Annotated in this window: 17 protein-coding genes; 16 read left to right on the forward strand and 1 reads right to left on the reverse strand. The window is 60.1% G+C overall.

Translation table 11 applies throughout. From position 1 onward, the window contains the following. Positions 1-5: 5 nt before the first annotated feature. The 10 genes from ybgF (at position 6) to U3654_RS00460 (ending at position 11,064) form a co-directional block, all read left to right on the forward strand. Positions 6-851, forward strand: coding sequence for a tol-pal system protein YbgF (gene ybgF / locus U3654_RS00415; protein ID WP_324753400.1), 846 nt, complete (start codon positions 6-8; stop codon positions 849-851). Further along, positions 848-2,104: a tRNA lysidine(34) synthetase TilS gene (gene tilS, locus U3654_RS00420; RefSeq protein WP_324753401.1), complete on the forward strand. Its 1,257-nt coding sequence runs from the start codon at positions 848-850 to the stop codon at positions 2,102-2,104. The genes ybgF and tilS overlap by 4 nt, the downstream gene beginning before the upstream one ends. 79 nt (positions 2,105-2,183) lie before the next feature. Further along, a complete protein-coding gene (ftsH, locus tag U3654_RS00425; protein ID WP_324753402.1) occupies positions 2,184-4,103 on the forward strand; it encodes an ATP-dependent zinc metalloprotease FtsH in 1,920 nt (639 codons plus the stop codon). 80 nt (positions 4,104-4,183) lie between these two features. After that, positions 4,184-4,891 (forward strand): methyltransferase domain-containing protein, encoded by a 708-nt coding sequence (locus tag U3654_RS00430; protein ID WP_324755346.1) that lies wholly within the window; start codon positions 4,184-4,186, stop codon positions 4,889-4,891. 97 nt (positions 4,892-4,988) lie between these two features. After that, positions 4,989-5,573, forward strand: a complete 585-nt coding sequence (locus U3654_RS00435; RefSeq protein WP_324753403.1) for an MOSC domain-containing protein — start codon at positions 4,989-4,991, stop codon at positions 5,571-5,573. Between the two features lie 420 nt (positions 5,574-5,993). Beyond that, positions 5,994-7,277, forward strand: coding sequence for an ABC transporter substrate-binding protein (locus U3654_RS00440; protein ID WP_324753404.1), 1,284 nt, complete (start codon positions 5,994-5,996; stop codon positions 7,275-7,277). A gap of 194 nt (positions 7,278-7,471) precedes the next feature. Further along, complete coding sequence (locus U3654_RS00445) at positions 7,472-8,440, forward strand: ABC transporter permease subunit (RefSeq protein WP_324753405.1); 969 nt, start codon at positions 7,472-7,474, stop codon at positions 8,438-8,440. Between the two features lie 29 nt (positions 8,441-8,469). Further along, positions 8,470-9,579: a branched-chain amino acid ABC transporter permease gene (locus tag U3654_RS00450; protein ID WP_324753406.1), complete on the forward strand. Its 1,110-nt coding sequence runs from the start codon at positions 8,470-8,472 to the stop codon at positions 9,577-9,579. A 2-nt stretch (positions 9,580-9,581) separates the two neighbouring features. Beyond that, positions 9,582-10,346, forward strand: coding sequence for an ABC transporter ATP-binding protein (locus tag U3654_RS00455; protein ID WP_324753407.1), 765 nt, complete (start codon positions 9,582-9,584; stop codon positions 10,344-10,346). Positions 10,347-10,350: 4 nt separating this feature from the next. After that, positions 10,351-11,064: an ABC transporter ATP-binding protein gene (locus U3654_RS00460; RefSeq protein WP_324753408.1), complete on the forward strand. Its 714-nt coding sequence runs from the start codon at positions 10,351-10,353 to the stop codon at positions 11,062-11,064. 17 nt (positions 11,065-11,081) lie between these two features. Here the strand turns inward: U3654_RS00460 and U3654_RS00465 are convergent, their stop codons facing one another. After that, positions 11,082-11,822: a LuxR family transcriptional regulator gene (locus tag U3654_RS00465; RefSeq protein WP_324753409.1), complete on the reverse strand. Its 741-nt coding sequence runs from the start codon at positions 11,820-11,822 to the stop codon at positions 11,082-11,084. A gap of 374 nt (positions 11,823-12,196) precedes the next feature. Between U3654_RS00465 and U3654_RS00470 the strand changes: the two genes are divergently transcribed. The 6 genes from U3654_RS00470 to ureG all read left to right on the forward strand — a co-directional run bounded on the left by U3654_RS00470 (position 12,197) and on the right by ureG (position 16,807). Then, entirely contained in the window at positions 12,197-12,508 is a 312-nt protein-coding gene (locus U3654_RS00470) for an urease subunit gamma (RefSeq protein WP_324753410.1), read from the forward strand. 24 nt (positions 12,509-12,532) lie between these two features. Continuing rightward, positions 12,533-13,057, forward strand: a complete 525-nt coding sequence (ureB, locus tag U3654_RS00475; RefSeq protein WP_324753411.1) for an urease subunit beta — start codon at positions 12,533-12,535, stop codon at positions 13,055-13,057. Positions 13,058-13,200: 143 nt separating this feature from the next. Beyond that, complete coding sequence (gene ureC / locus U3654_RS00480) at positions 13,201-14,910, forward strand: urease subunit alpha (RefSeq protein WP_324753412.1); 1,710 nt, start codon at positions 13,201-13,203, stop codon at positions 14,908-14,910. A 20-nt stretch (positions 14,911-14,930) separates the two neighbouring features. After that, on the forward strand, positions 14,931-15,461 hold the full coding sequence (locus U3654_RS00485) for an urease accessory protein UreE (protein ID WP_324753413.1): 531 nt from the start codon (positions 14,931-14,933) through the stop codon (positions 15,459-15,461). Beyond that, entirely contained in the window at positions 15,439-16,173 is a 735-nt protein-coding gene (locus U3654_RS00490; protein WP_324753414.1) for an urease accessory protein UreF, read from the forward strand. Before U3654_RS00485 ends, U3654_RS00490 begins: the two co-directional genes overlap by 23 nt. Positions 16,174-16,192: 19 nt before the next feature. Then, entirely contained in the window at positions 16,193-16,807 is a 615-nt protein-coding gene (ureG, locus tag U3654_RS00495) for an urease accessory protein UreG (RefSeq protein ID WP_324753415.1), read from the forward strand. Positions 16,808-16,817 lie beyond the last annotated feature (10 nt).

Below are 16,817 nucleotides of genomic sequence, written 5' to 3' on the forward strand. Positions count from 1 at the left end.
CTGCCATGCATCGCATCGCCGTCCTGATCCTGACTGCAACCCTCGCGCTCAGTGCGCCTGCGCACGCGCAGGACAAGACCGAGACGCTGGCCGACATCCGCCAGGAGTTGTCGGTGCTCTATGTCGAACTGCAAAAGCTCAAGCGCGAGCTGAGCACGACAGGCAGCGCGGGCCAGTTGAACATCTCCGGGTCGGTCCTTGACCGGGTCGGCTCGATCGAGAGCGAACTGCAACGGCTGACCGCCCGGAGCGAGGAAATGCAATTGCGCATCGACCGCGTCGTCACAGATGGCACCAACCGCGTCGGCGATCTCGAATTCCGTCTGGTCGAGCTTGAGGGTGGCGACACCTCGAAGCTGGGCGAGACATCAACGCTGGGCGGCGGCGACATGCCGCAAAGCAACGGCGCGTCTATGATCCAGCCCACTGACACCACCGACACCACCGCCGCCCCGTCCGAGCCGCTGGCCGTCGGCGAAAAGGCCGATTTCGACGCGGCTGAGGCGGCGATGACCGCAGGCGACAATGCGGATGCCGCGCAGAAATACGCGAGCTTTGTCGCAACCTATCCCGGCAGCCCGCTGGCCGCACGCGCCTACCTCGCCCGCGGCAAGGCGTTGGAGGCAGGCGGCGACATGAAGCAGGCGGCGAAATCCTATCTCGACGGTTTTTCAGCCGACAAAGCCGGGCCCGAGGCACCCGAGGCGCTCTTTCGCCTTGGTCGCGCGCTGGGCCAACTGGGGCAGCGCGAGGCGGCCTGCCAGACGCTCAGCGAGGTCGAGACGCGCTTTGCCGGAAGCGCCCCAGCGAATGAGGCGCGCAGCGAGATGCAGACACTTGCCTGCCAGTGACGCAGGGGGCGGGTGGCGCGCAGGCGGATGATCTGCGCGCGCTAATTTCCACCCATTTCGGCAGGGACACCCGCCCGCTCGGCATTGCCGTGTCGGGCGGTAGCGATTCGCTGGCTCTGCTTCACCTGATGGTCGAATGGTCCGGTGCACCTCTGCGCTGCGTCACTGTCGATCATCGTCTGCGCGCGGAATCGATGGATGAGGCGGCGCATGTCGCTGCCATGTGCGCGGGGCTGGGTTTGCCACATGACACGCTGGTCTGGGATAGCTGGGACGGGCAGGGCAACCTGTCATCGGCCGCCCGCCGTGCGCGATATGCGCTTATGGCCCAGTGGGCGCAGGCGCATGGGCTGGCAGGGATTGTGCTAGGCCACACGGCGGATGATGCAGCCGAAACACTTCTGATGCGCCTCGCCCGACGCGCGGGGGTGGATGGTCTGGCGGCGATGCAAAGCCGCCGGGCGGAGGGGGCGGTGACCTTGCACCGTCCGCTGTTAAAGGCCCGCCGCGCCGATCTGCGGCGATATCTGGTGGCGCGGGGCATCCCTTGGATCGACGATCCCAGCAACACCGATGGGCGTTATCGCCGCACGCAGGCCCGCCGCGCGCTTGAGGCGCTCGCGCCTGTGGGTGTCACGGCAGACGCGCTGGCCGATGTCGCAGAACATCTTGCCGAAGCGCGCGATACACTAAGGTATTACGCCGCGCAGGAGGCGCGCGCGCTGACGCATTTCCAACATGGCGATCTGCTATTGGACGCCGCGCCATTCGCCGCGTTGCGGGCTGATATCGCGCGCCGGATCCTATCGGCGGGCCTTAGTTGGATCACCGGAGCAGGGTATGGCGCGCGCGGGCCTGACCTGACACGCCTTCTGTTGCGCCTGAACGCGGGGCAGGGCGGCACTTTGGCGGGCTGCCGCATTACCCACGAGGCAGGGCGCATCCGGCTGGCGCGCGAATTTGCCGCGGTTCAGGATTGCACCGCCGAGCTTGGCGCAGCTTGGGACAATCGCTGGCAACTGACCGGCCCAGAAGTGGCCGGTGCGCATGTCGCGCCGCTCGGCCCAAAGGGGCGCGCGGCCTGCCCGGATTGGCGCGATGCAGGCCTTCCGGCACATTCCATCGAGGCGTCCCCGGCGCTCTGGCAGGGGGCGATCCTGTTATCCGCGCCGCTGGCCGGATACCCCAATGGCTGGTCTGCGCAACCGTGCCGCCGCCCGGATGATTTTCACGCTATGCTATTATCGCATTGAAGATAGAGTGATGATCTCTATTTAAGGTGCATGGCTCTCGTGCTATGCGCCGGGGCAAGCGAGGATTAGGAGAATTCATTTGGGCAACGCACGCAATATCGCATTCTGGCTGGTTCTGTTCCTGCTGGTACTGGCGCTGTTCAATCTATTCAGTGGTTCTGGCGGCGCGCTTCAGAGCCAAACGGTGAAATATTCCGAGTTCGTCGCAGCTGTGAACGACAACGCTGTCACCAACGTTACCCTCGACGGTGAAAGCATCCAGTTCCGCAAGAGCGACGGAAAGGATTACGTCGCGGTCAAACCCGACGACGCCGATATCACTCAGACCCTGATCGAAAAGGGCGTTCCCGTTACCGCCAAATCGCAGGAAGAATCGGGTTTCCAGACCTTCCTGCTGTCGCTGCTGCCATTCCTGCTGCTGATCGGCGTCTGGATCTATTTCATGAACCGGATGCAGGGCGGCGGAAAAGGTGGCGCGATGGGCTTTGGCAAATCGAAGGCCAAGATGCTGACCGAAAAGAGCGGTCGCGTGACGTTTGACGACGTCGCAGGCATCGACGAGGCCAAGGAAGAGCTGGAAGAGATCGTCGAATTCCTGCGCAACCCCCAGAAATTTTCGCGTCTCGGTGGTCAGATTCCCAAGGGTGCGCTGCTTGTGGGTCCTCCGGGCACCGGTAAGACGCTGCTGGCACGCGCGATTGCAGGCGAGGCGGGCGTTCCGTTCTTTACCATCTCAGGCTCTGACTTTGTCGAGATGTTCGTTGGTGTAGGTGCATCCCGTGTGCGCGACATGTTTGAGCAGGCCAAGAAGAACGCCCCTTGCATCGTCTTTATCGACGAGATTGACGCAGTCGGTCGCCATCGTGGCGCCGGTTATGGCGGCGGCAATGATGAGCGTGAGCAGACGCTGAACCAGCTCTTGGTCGAAATGGATGGCTTTGAGGCCAATGAGGGCGTAATCATCGTCGCGGCCACGAACCGAAAGGACGTGCTGGACCCTGCATTGCTGCGTCCGGGCCGCTTTGACCGTCAAGTCACCGTTCCGATTCCCGATATCAAGGGCCGCGAAAAGATCCTTGGCGTTCATGCGCGCAAGACGCCGCTGGGGCCTGACGTGGACCTTCGTATTATCGCGCGCGGGACGCCCGGCTTTTCCGGTGCGGACCTCGCCAACCTTGTGAATGAGGCGGCTTTGATGGCCGCGCGCATCGGTCGCCGATTTGTCGCGATGGACGATTTTGAGACGGCCAAGGACAAGGTCATGATGGGCGCTGAGCGTCGCAGCATGGTGCTGACCCAGGATCAGAAGGAAAAGACTGCCTATCACGAGGCGGGTCACGCCATCGTCGGAATGGCCCTGCCGAAATGCGACCCGGTATACAAAGCCACGATCATCCCACGCGGTGGCGCGTTGGGTATGGTTGTGTCATTGCCTGAGATCGACCGGCTGAACTGGCACAAGTCGGAATGCGAGCAAAAGCTGGCGATGACCATGGCCGGCAAGGCAGCGGAGATCATCAAGTATGGCGAAGGAGATGTGTCGAACGGCCCAGCGGGTGATATTCAGCAGGCCAGCGGTCTGGCCCGCGCGATGGTGCTGCGCTGGGGTATGTCCGACAAGGTTGGCAACATTGACTACCAGCAGGCGCATGAGGGCTATATGGGCAACGGCGCCGGCAGCTTCTCGATCTCGGCCAGCACCAAGGAGCTGATCGAGGAAGAGGTCAAGCGCATGATCGACGAGGCTTATGAGACCGCGCACCGCATCCTGACCGAGAAAAAGGATGAATGGCAGCGGCTGGCCGAGGGTCTGCTGGAATACGAGACGCTGACCGGCGAGGAAATCCAGCGCGTCGCGCGCGGCGAGCCGCCGCAGTCGGATGACGATGATGGTGGCTCGGACGAGGGCGACGCGCCTTCACTTACGGCCATCCCGAAGACCAAGCCAAAGGCGCCCCGCGGTGGCGGCGGCGGGATGGAGCCCGAACCTACAGCGTGACAACCAGCGCCGCCTCTCCAAAAGCGGACTGGAATCCGCGCGCCTATGCGCGATTTCAGGACTTGCGCCTGCGTCCCGCGATGGACCTGCTGAATGCGGTCGGCCAGATGGGCGCGGGCGATGTGATCGACCTGGGTTGCGGCGCAGGTCAAATGGGCGCGTCACTGGCCGAGAGGGCGATGGGGCGCGATGTCGTCGGTGTCGATGCCTCACCCGCCATGCTGGAAAAGGCGCGCCAGTCGCGCGGTTACAACAGCCTGCAACAGGCCGATATCCGCGAATGGCATCCACGCCGCGCGCCGGGGCTGATCTATTCCAACGCGGTGCTGCACTGGCTGGATGATCACAAGACGCTGATGCCACGCATTGCCGCGATGCTGGGCAAGGGCGGGACGCTGGCCGTGCAACTGCCACACCAGAACAACGCGCCGTCGCACCGGGTCTGGCTGACGGTGGCTGATGATCTGTTTCCTGGCCGAATCGATACTGGCGCAGGGCCGGGCATTCTGACCCCTGTCGAATACGACACGCTGCTGTCGCCCAAAGGCCGCTTTCGGATGTGGGAGACGGAGTATTACCAACGTCTCGGCGCTGATGCCGAGAGTCACCCGGTCAGGCGCTACACCGAAAGCACCTATGCCCGCCCGGTGCTGGACGCGCTGGACGCGGATGAGCGCGCGGCGCTGATCACCCGCTATGAAGAGGTCATGAACAGCGCCTACCCTGTGCGCGCCGATGGCTCTGTCCTGTTCCCGTTCCGGCGACTCTTCTTTACCCTGACCGTGTGATGCCCGCCCTGAATGATGCCCATCACCATTCGGCGTTTGACGGGGGCGTAAGGCCCGCGAAAACTGACTGCATATCGCCCCCTGCCGGAGCCTGATCATGCCCGCCCTGAAATTGACCGCCCATAAGGCCCGTATCACGTGGCTCGGCACCGTTCCCGAGGCGCGAGAGAACATCCGCTCGGCCCCGCGCGAGGCGGTCGAGCTAAGCTATGCAGGCATGGCGGGTGAAATGCATTCCGGCCTGACCCGCCCTTCTTGTGTGCGCGTCAAAGAGCAGTATCGCGCAGGCACTGAGATCGCCAATACCCGGCAGCTGAGCATCGTCTCGGCCGAAGAGCTGGCTGCAATTGCCGCGCACATGGACCTGAATGCGATAGACCCGGCGTGGCTGGGCGCGTCGATGGTGATCGAGGGTATTCCCGATTTCAGCCATGTGCCGCCCTCATCGCGCCTGCAAGGACCGGACGGTGCCGCGCTGGTGATCGATATGCAAAACCTCCCCTGCATCTACCCCGCGCGCGAGATCGACAAGGATCATCCGGGCCATGGCCCCAAGTTTAAAACGGCCGCCAAGCAGCGGCGTGGCGTTACAGCGTGGGTCGAGCGGGAGGGGCGGATGGCGATTGGCGATGACCTGCGCCTGTTTGTGCCGGCTCAGCGGGCCTGGGCGCTAACCGGATAGGCGTCACTACGATCTGAGTGAGACACCTTCCCGACCGCTACGATGCCTGCACCCCCTGAGGCCCGAAAAGTTTGCTAAGTTTCCAAGACGATAGCGTGTACTCGTGTCAGAAGCGGTTAAACCTTCGGCGGCCCTCAATACCCTCAACTCGCCGTCATCTTTCCAACGCAAAGATCACTTACCCTCAGCACCCTACCCAAAAGGGGGAGCATGAAAGGGGGGATGACTTTCGCCGGGCTGCCAATACGCTGATAACTGAACTTGCAGTGGGCTGCGCATGTGCGATCGGCGATTTGCCAAGCATGTTTTGCAGCTCGTATGCGGGCGAAAAAGCGGTGCGTCACGGGGGTGTCGCCCGGATGCGGGACAAATACAAAAAACAAATAAGTCCTGCTTAACCAACAGAGGAGTAGAATGGATATGACCAGTTCAAGGACGGCAGGTACAATTGTCGTTGCCATGACGGCCGCTGCGACGTTTGGATTTTCTGCCACGACCGCCAGCGCTGCCACCGATAGCGAGATCGTGCTGTGCACGATCGACGACACCTCGGGCCCGTTTGCGACGATGGCGACGCCGAAAACATGGGGATATCAACTGGCCGTCGAAGAGATCAATGCCGAGGGTGGCATAGAGGTCGACGGCAAGAAGAAGACCATCAAGCATGTGCAATATGACGGCCAGTCCGATGTTGGCCGTTACAGCCAGTTGACGCAGCAGTGCATCTTTGAGGACGAGGCCGACGTGCTCATGGCCGGATATACCGGCGCCGAGCGTGAGGCCGCCCGCTCCGAGGCAGTGCGCAACGAAACTATTTTCTGGCACAACAATCAGGGTGAGGGCGGCATTGCTGACCACTACTCGTTCTTTTCGGGCCCCACGCCCGAGCAGCAGGTTCTACCGGCCCTGAAATGGATGATCGAGAATATCGGCCCAAAGATGACCTTCATTGGTGCCGACTATAACTTCTGTCGGGCCATCGGCGCGTGGACACGGACCGCTGCCGGCCTCTATGGCGGCAATCTGGAAATGGAGGAGTATTTCCCCTTCGACGTGAACCAATGGCAGAAAACCATCGGCGACATTCAGGCTGTTGGCCCGGATTTTCAGGTGCATTGTCTGGTGGGCGGCGATCAGGTGCAGTTCTACCCGCAGGCGCAGGCATCGGGGCTAAAGACACCTGTGTTCTCGAATGTCACCATTTCAGACGGCTATGAGCACAAGATTTTCCCGGCGCCACAACTGTCGAACATGCACGTTCCGCCGGGCTATATCGAGGATGTGCCGGGCGAAAACAGCGAAGCCTTTGCTGCCAAAATTCGTGAGCGTCATCCCGATGCAGCCTATGTGAACGAGCATGCCGCCTTTGGCTATGTCGCGGTCAAGGCGATGGCCAAGGCGTGGGAAATCGCCGGGACCACCGATGCCGAGGCCGTTATCGACGCGCTGGAAACAGGCGATATCACGGTTGATGAGGCCCCCGGTGGATCATGGAAGCTAAACGGCGAGCAGCACCATGCCGCCATGCCCACATATCTGTTCAAGGTGAATGACGACCATTCGCTGACTCTGATTGAGGATCTGGGCGTAACCGAGCCAAGTTTCCTTAAGGATATCGGCGTGGATGTACGCGAAGTCGAAGCGGGCGATGGTCATTCCTATCTGCCGCCGGACAACCCTGCATGGGCGCAATTCTTCGAGTAAGCGCCGCGCTTTTGTGGGTCCGTCACGCGGTGGCGAACCTGCGAAGGACCGCAAGAAAACAGTCAGGCACGGGAGGGGTCTCTCGTGCCTGAATCCCCCCCAGACGCGCCGCTTGCCTGCCCCAAGCAGGGTCACATGAAGGCGGGCGAACTGGACCGGGATGCACAAGTTAGAGAGCAGCAGGGATTACACAGATGAACCTAGGCACGGAACTTTTTGGGTTCGCCTTTCAATACATCGACAGCATCGCCTTTCTGATCCTATCCGCGATCGGGTTATCCATTATTTTCGGCATGATGGGCGTTATCAACATGGCGCACGGTGAGTTGATGATGATCGGTGCCTATGTCACCGCCTATTCGATCCACAATGGCGTGCCGGTCCCCATCGCGATCCTCTTTGCGGGGATCGGCGCCGGGATTGCGGGGGTCATAATGGAACGCCTCATCATCCGGCATTTTTACAAGCAATTGCTATCCTCGCTGGTGGTCACATGGGGCATCAGCATGGTCATCTCGCAGCTGTTTCTGGTGCTGTTCGGTCCCACGATGGAGAGTCTGAGAACCCCGTTTTCCACCGTCAGAATCCTGATCGGTGGCGATATCGGCTTTGCCATTCTTGGGCCCGAAAGCTTTTCGGCGCTGGCCGGTGCCAGCGGGCGGTTGCCGCCGGGAGTCGAGAGCTTTGGCATCTACCGGATCATCATGTTTGTGATGGCGGTCCTGCTGATCGCAGCAATCTGGGCGCTGATGCGCTACACAGAATTTGGCGGACGCGCACGTGCGACGATGGACAACCCGAAAATGGCGAACGCATTGGGCATCAACACTTCGCGCATTTATGCCTACACCTTTGGGCTGGGGTCGGCACTGGCTGGCATCGCGGGGGGCATGTTCGCGCTGACCGCGTCGATCACGCCGTTCTTTGGTGCGGCTTATACAGCCAAGGCATTCATCACCGTCGTCGTGGGCGGCAGCGCCAACTTTATCACCGGTTTGATTGGCAGTGTCCTGACGCTGGGCGCAGTGCAAACCATCTTTACCAACATGTTCAGCGTCTACATCGGCTTTGTCGGCATGATCGCTGCGGCGTTCCTGATCCTGCTGCTGATGCCGACCGGGATATCGGGCTTTATCGAGCGTATAAAGGCGCGCTCGAAATGATGCGGCGCAGTTCAATGGGATCAAAATCAATGAGACAACAAAAAGCCGGACTCCTGGGGTTCGTCGGCTTGCTGAACGGACCGCAGACGATGGGCCGTGGCTGGTTGTTCTGGGGCAGCTTCGTGGTCGTGGTCTTTCTGGCCTACATTGCGCCCACGCATCTGGGGATCAAGCCTTACAAGGTCAACGAATTTCTGGTGTCGGGTTTCCTTGCGGCCAGCCTGTCGATCCTTTGGGGCTATGGCGGCATCCTCAGCCTCGGGCAGGCGGCGTTCTTTGGGATCGGCGGCTACACGTTTGGCGTCATGGGGATCAACCTGTGGGACGTGACCGGCAACACCCATTTGGCGTTTCTGGGCGGTATCCTCGTCCCCACCATCTTTGCCGCCTTCATAGGCGCGATCATGTTTTTCGCACGACTCAAGGGGGTCTACATCGCCATTTTGATGCTGGTCCTGTCGCTGCTGTTTGAGACGTTCATGTTGCAAACCGCAGACCCGGATGTCTATTCCATCGGCAAGGCGATGCTGGGCGGCTCTAACGGGCTGCGGCCCGCCTCGGACATTCCCAGCGCGGCGTTCGGCTGGGGCGATGCGGTGGCCGAGTTCAACGGGCGGCGCGTCGGCTTTTATTATTTTGTGCTGACGCTGCTGATTGCCGTCTATCTGGGGCTGCGCTGCCTGCTCAACTCTTCGTTCGGCTACCTTTTGGTGGCCATCCGCGAAGATCCTGACCGCACGGCAACCTTCGGCTATGACGTGCGCCTGATCCAACTGGCTGTGTTCTGCATTGCCGCCGCCCTTGCCGGGCTGGCCGGATCGCTGGACACCGCGCGAATAAATCGGGTGGACCCAGAGCTGGTCTTTGGCGTGTCGGCCAACATCATGGTCGTGATCTGGGTTGCAGTCGGCGGACGCAAGGACCTGACCGCCGCCATTCTGGGCGCGATAACGCTGGAATGGATGTTCCTGTGGCTGACGACCTCGGGCAACCCCGAATACGCGCAAATCGTGATGGGTGGCATCCTGATACTGGTGATGCTGATCGCACCCGAGGGCATCTTCATCTTTTTGGGCAACAGGCTGGGCAGGCTCTACGCGCGCTCGGCCGCCCTCGTCAGCCGGCAGGAGGGGGACTGACCATGACCACCACCCACACACCCCAGAGCCGCCAAGCGGCGCCTGCCCCGACCGGCGTACCGATTATCGAGACGCGCAATGTCATAAAGGATTTTGGCGGCGTGCGGGCGACAGATAACCTGAGCCTCGCGATCCAGCCGGGCGAATTGCACTGCATGATCGGCCCCAACGGCGCGGGCAAGAGCACCTTTTTCAAACTGCTGATGGGCACAATCCGCCCGACCTCGGGCACGATCCATTTCAATGGTCAGGACATCACCCGGTTAGAGCCGCACCAGCGGGCGCGCAAAGGGTTGGGGATCAAGTTTCAGAACATGCAGGTCTATCAGGAACTGACGGTGTTCCAGAACTTCTTTGTGCCGCTGCGCCGCAACTACAAGCCGCGAGAGATGCCCGAACTGGTGGATCGTCTGCTGCGCCGGATACACCTGACCGGACTCGAGGATGAGGTGGTCAAGAACCTCAGTCACGGCCAGCAGCAATGGCTGGCTATCGGTCAGGCGATCGCGCTGGAACCCAGAGTTTTGCTGCTGGATGAGCCAGCCGCAGGCATGGGACCGGAGGAGACAGCATCGACCGCCGAGATACTGAATGCACTAAACGCAGACGGGATGACTGTCATCGTGATCGAGCACGACATGGAATTCATCCGAAGCCTTCATTCGCGCACGTCAGTGCTGCATCTGGGCACGCTATTCGCACAGGGAAGTTTTGAAGAAATCGAGCAGAACGAGGACGTTCTCAGAATTTACCTCGGCAAGGCATGACAAAATGACAGACAAAACACTGCTCAGTATAACGGATCTGCGATCGGGTTATGGCCGTGTCGACATAGTGAATGGCGTCAGTTTCGACGTCAAGCAAGGCGAGATCGTCGCGGTGATCGGGCGTAACGGCGTCGGAAAATCAACGCTCATGAAGACGATCATCGGCGAGGTTTCCACATTCGGCGGCAAGATCACCCTCAATGGTGAGCATATTCAAAAGCTGCCGGAGGCAACGCGCGCGCAAAAGGGCATCGGCTATGTGCCGCAGGGGCGGGGCCTGTTCAATTCGTTGACCGTGGGCGAAAATCTGCGGTTGGGCAACCTGGTGGGCGGCAAACCAAAGCAGACCAATTACGAGCGGGTTTACGAGTTTTTTCCGGTTCTCAAGGAACGTCTGAGTCAGATCGCCGGCACGATGAGCGGCGGGCAGCAACAGCAATTGGCCATAGGGCGGATACTGATCGGGAACCCGAAAATCATCCTGTTGGACGAACCCTCGGAAGGCATCCAGCCCAATATCGTGCAGGCGATAGGCCAGATCATTCGCCGTATTCGCGACGAAGAAGGGCTGACCGTTATCATCGTGGAACAGAACCTCGATCTGATCCAGGCCAGCGCCGACCGTTGCATCGTGATCGACAAGGGCGTGATCGTCGACGAAATTTCGCCCGAGGCATTGGCCGATCCCAAGGTTGCAAAGAAATATCTGGCGATCTGATCGCAAGCCGCTGAATGTTACGCAAAGAGGCGGTCGCCCTCCAGAACGCCCAGATGCACCGCCTTGGCCACCGCATGGGTGCGCGTGCTGGCATCCAGCTTGAGCATGGCGTTCTTGATATGCAGTCGCACCGTTTCCACAGACCGATCAAGAATTATGGCGATTTCGGGCGACGTCTTGCCCATGGCGGCCCAGCCAAGGCATTCGTGTTCGCGCGGGCTAAGGATGTTCGGTAGGGCCACCTCGACCTGATCCGCATACCCCTGCGTCGTAATCGTGTTGTGAAAGATATGTGCCATATGGAACATGTTTTCGCGATTGTCGTCATAGATGCTTGACCAGTTCGCGTTGCTTTTGTCCACTATTGCGCTGACGACAGCGAATTTGCCCTTGGGCAGATGAATGGGGATTGTCATGCCGCGCGCCAGCCCGAAATCCGCGAGGTACTTCCACGCTGCGCGCTCTTTGTCGTTTAGGCGTTCGTTCGATTGGACCTTGGCCCAGTCAAACGGAAGCGTGCCCTCAAAGCAGGCATGATAATAGGGATCGTGGCACTCGTACTCGCGCCAAATGTTCTCCCAGCCCTGTGGAAAATTGCGCACATTGAGGCGCAAGGGCGCCCATCGTTCATTGTCGATTTGAGGTTTCAGCACCTGACGCGCATAGAGAACCTGTGTGAAGCCGAGGTCCGAAGCACTTTCGTGCAATGCGTCGAGGCACTGCTGAAAGTCCTGACAATCGCGAAGCTTGCCTCGCAAGGTCTTGCTGATTTCGGACGTTTCGATCGTCGTTCACTCCACAGATTCGCACTTCGACAAGGTGAAAGAGTAGCAGAGAAACTTCATTTCACCCCAAAAATTTAGGGACCAGTGCAAATTTTCGCGCGCGCCTACCCAAACGGGTAGCCACTTTCGGGCAGTATACGCTGCGCGCCAGTTTTGCTGAACTGAGCGGGTCAAGACACCGGTCCAGAGCTGAATGTGAACTGCGCTAGATGCCGCATTACACGCTAACCAGCCCAAACCGTTTTCTTTTTCGTGGACGTTTCGCGGGGGGCAGTGCGTGCGCGCAATGGTCAATTCCTGTGTCGCGCAGCGTCCGGCGGACCCTGAAACAGAGGAGTACTCGCACAATGCACATGACGCTGAGAGAAGAAGAGCGACTGCAATTATGGACAGCCGCCGAGATGTCGCGGCGCCGGCTGGAGCGCGGAATGAAGCTGAACTACCCCGAGGCGATCGCGGTGATTTCCGACGAAATCCTCGAACGGGCGCGTGAGGGCAGCATCCCGATGCTGACCGACATGATGGAATACGGCGCAACCATCCTCAAGAAAGAGCACGTCATGGACGGCGTCGCCGACATGATGAAAATCCTTCAGGTCGAAGCGCAGTTTCCCGACGGGACCAAACTAGTCACCGTCATGAACCCCGTCCGCGATTGATCAAGACATTTTCAGGAGAACATCATGGCTGAGAACAAGTATTGGAACCGGCCGCCGCTGCCGAAATCGATTATCCCGGACGAGGCGTTCGATGTGGGCGACCGTGCGCGCTGTGGTCATATCGAATTCGCCGAGGGCGACATTGAAATCAACGTGGGGCGTCCCACCAAAAAACTCGTGCTGATCAACACCGGCGACCGTCCGGTTCAGATCGGCGCGCACTACCATCTGGCCGAGTGCAACAAGGCGATGGCCTTTGATCGCGAGGCCGCCTTTGGTTTCCGGCTGGATATCGCCAGCGGATCGGCCATCCGGTTCGAGCCGGGTCAGAGCCGCAAGGTTCAGATCACGACATATGTCGGACGCGAAGTGGCCTACGGCATGAACAACATGACCAACGGGTCGCTGCGCTCGGACATCATCAAGGCTCAGACCGTGAAGCGTTTGCGCGATGCAGGCTTTTGTTTCGAGGGCGACGCCTATCCGGTCAAACCATCGCCGGACAGCAAGTATGCGAAAAAGTCGGACAAGAAATCCGACAAGAAGTGACATGACGCGCCAGCCCTGATCGGGCCGGTATCATGTGCAGTAACTCAATCCCCCGATTGCAGGCGGCCCAGCCGCAGCAGTTACACGGGGTCCGCGTCTCGCAGCGACCCAACATCGCGCGAAATGCATCAGGAGGGAACACGATGAGCATCAAGATCAACCGGGCGGATTACGCCGCTCAATATGGGCCGACCACGGGCGACAAGATCCACCTTGCCGATACCGGACTGGTGGTCGAGATCGAGAAAGATCTGACCACTTACGGTGACGAAATGGTCTTTGGCGGCGGCAAGACGATCCGCGACGGCATGGGTCAGGCGTCCAAGTGGAAGCAGTCTGACGGTGCGCTGGACATGGTCATCACCAATGCGGTGATCATCGACCCGATCCTAGGCGTCATCAAGGCTGATATCGGCGTGCGCGAAGGCATGATCGTGGGCATCGGCAAGGCCGGTAATCCCGACACCATGAATATCACGCCGGGCCTGATTGTTTCGCCCAACACCGACATCCTGTCGGTTGAGGGGATGATCGTGACGCCGGGCCTGATCGACATTCACCCACATTTCGATTCCGTCCAGCAGCTCTCGGAATATCAGAACGCGGGCTTTACCACTGTGATCGGCGGCGGCTCGGGGCCGAAGACCGTGGGTATCGAATGCCCCGGCGTTTTCAACCTGCACCGGATGCTTGAGGCGATGGCCGATTTCCCGCTGAACTACGGCAACTTCGGCAAAGGCAACGCGGCCACCAAGGGCGCATTGATCGAGCAGATCCTTGCCGGCGCTACGGGCCTGAAAATCCACGAGGACTGGTCCTCTTCGCCCGCTGCCATCGAAACCACGATGGATCTGGCGGATGAGTATGATTTTCAAGTCCAGATCCACGCCGACACGCTGAACGAGACCGGCTATTACGAGGATACGATTGCCGCGATCAACGGTCGCGTCATGCACATCTATCACTGCGAAGGTGCGGGTGGCGGCAACGCCCCCGACATGATGCAGATCGTGGGCGAGCCGAACCTGATGCCGTCCTCGACCAACCCGACAAACCCTTTCTCGATCAACACGTATGACGAAGAAATCGACATGCTGATCACCTGTCACAACCTGAACAAGTCGGTGCCTACGGACATCGCGTTTATTCAGGGCCGTGCGCGGGCCGAGACGATGCGTGCCGAGGACGTTCTGCACGATATGGGCGCAATTTCGATGATCGGCTCGGACAGTCAGGGCGTGGGTCGCGCTGCGGAATCCGCACAGCGGGCGTTCCAGTTGGCTGCCGTCAACAAGGTGCGTTATGGGCCGCTGCCCGAGGATGCACCGGGCAACGACAACTTCCGGGTCAAACGCTATCTGGCCAAGGTCACCATCAATCCTGCGGTTACCTTTGGCGTCGATAGCTATGTCGGCTCGATCACGGCGGGCAAGCTGGCTGACCTGATCTTTTGGCGTCCCGAGCAGTTCATCGCCAAGCCTGAGGTGACGCTGAAAGGCGGCTTTATCTCGCATGCGGTGATGGGTGATCCGGCTGGATCGCTGATGACTTGCCAGCCGCTCAAGTATCGCCCGCAATATGGCTCGCATGGGGCGAACCCGTCACGCCTGTCCTATTCCTTTGTGACCAAGGCCGCGATTGCGGACGGGCTGGAGGGCAAGCTACGCTCGCATCAGACGCTTATGCCGGTGATGCGCACGCGGACCATCTCAAAACGCGACATGGTGCATAATGCCTACATGCCCAACATCGAGATCGATCCAGAGAGCTACAATGTCTACGTCGACGGCGAGCGGATTACCGTGAAACCGGCCAAGACATTGCCGCTTTCGCAGATGTTCTACTTTCGCTGACGCAATTGGAGGGCACGTAAATGCCGGTTATTACAGCCGTGATGGGCACGGTATCTGAGATGGCGGCAACCGCCGGAGGTGAGGACGCGCTGTTCCTTACCTCCGAGGAGCGCGCAAGCGCCCATATGGCCGCCGTGACCGAAGGTGGACGCGCCGTCAAAATCTCACTGCCGCGCGGGACCGAGTTGAACGACGGTGACGTGCTCGCCGTCGAAGGCGATACGATGATCGTGGCGCGGGCGGCCAAGGAGCGACTGTTTGTCGTTGCCCCCGACACCGCACTTGAGTGGGGGATCGCGGCCTTTCATCTGGGCAATCTGCACCGTCCCGTCCGGTTTCGCGATGACGCGATGCTGACGCCGGCCGACGCCAAGGTCGCCGACGTGCTGCGCGGATCGGGCATCACGTTCGAGACGAGCGAGGCAGCGTTTGTCGGGGTGCGATACGGCTCTTATGCGGGGCACGATCATGACCATGACCACAGCCACGATCACTCACACGCGCAGGGACAGGGGCACGATCACAGTCATGAACATGATCACAGCCACTAACCCGCTCAGCAATCTGGACACCGACGCGCAGCAAAAGACGCTGTTTTTGTTGCAGGTCGCGAATTCCTCATTCCCCACGGGTGCGTTCAATCACTCCTACGGGTTCGAGACATGGTTCAGCGACGGCACGGTGTCGGACGGCCCCAGTTTCGAGATCGCCTGTCGCGATTGGCTGGTCTATTGCATGGCCCGCTCCGAAGGGATCGCCGTGGCGCGGGCCTGCGAAATGGCCCGGCTAGGGGATGACGCCGGATTGCTGGACCTCGACAACCGGGTTGCGGCGCTGAAGCTAAGCAGGGAGTCCCGCGAGGCGTCGTCGATGACCGGGCAGGCGTTACTCAATGCCTATCTGGATATCTTCGACACGCCGGGGCTGGAGGGTTACGCCGCCGCCGTGCAGGCGGGTGACGCCGAGGGGCATCATTCGGTGATCTTTGGCGCGATCTGCGGCTCTTACGGCATCAGCGGCACTGATGCCGTGCTGACATTCCTACAAACTGCAGTGTCGGGGCTGGCAGGCGTCGCCTCGCGGTTGATCCCGCTGGGGCAGGTCGAAACGCAGCGCATTATCACCCATGCCTGGCCGCTTATTCAGCAGGCAAGCCTGAGCGCCGTAGAGGCGGATGTCGATGACATGAATGCCGCTACGTTTTCGTTGGATATGGCCAGTATGCAGCATGAGACTCTGAGAACGCGACTATGTATTTCGTAGAAAAAACAAGAGGGTAATCATGCGCAAGCCAGTCAGAATCGGCATCGGTGGCCCGGTGGGATCAGGCAAGACTTCGACGCTTGTCGCGCTGTGCCGTGCTTTGGGAAGCAAATACTCGATCGGGGTCGTGACCAACGACATCTTTACCAAAGAGGACGCGCAATTCGTCGTGAAATCCGGCGCGCTGGAAGAGGGCCGTGTTATCGGTGTCGAAACCGGCGGCTGCCCGCACACGGCGATCCGCGAGGATGTGTCGATGAACGCCCACGCGATCCGCCAGCTTCAGTCGCGCTATGACGATCTGGATATCATTTTCGTCGAAAGCGGCGGTGACAACCTCGCCGCCACGTTCAGCCCGGAATTGGTCGACAGCCATATTTACGTGATCTCGGTGGCCCAAGGTGGGGATATCCCGCGCAAGGGTGGTCCCGGCATCGAAAAATCACCGTTGCTGATCATCAACAAGACCGACCTCGCCCCCTATGTCGAGGTTGATCTGGACCAGATGGACAGCGACACCAGCGCGCAGCGCAAGGGCAAAGCCTATTTCTTCACTAACATGAAGAAGGGCGATGGCGTCGAGGACGTGACGGCTTGGATAGAAAGCGACGTTCTGCTGGTCGAAACGGTTTGAAGGGGAAAAC

Origin of the sequence: Roseovarius sp. Pro17 (genome assembly GCF_035599575.1) — a bacterium.
In the GTDB taxonomy this organism is placed as follows: Bacteria; Pseudomonadota; Alphaproteobacteria; order Rhodobacterales; family Rhodobacteraceae; genus Roseovarius.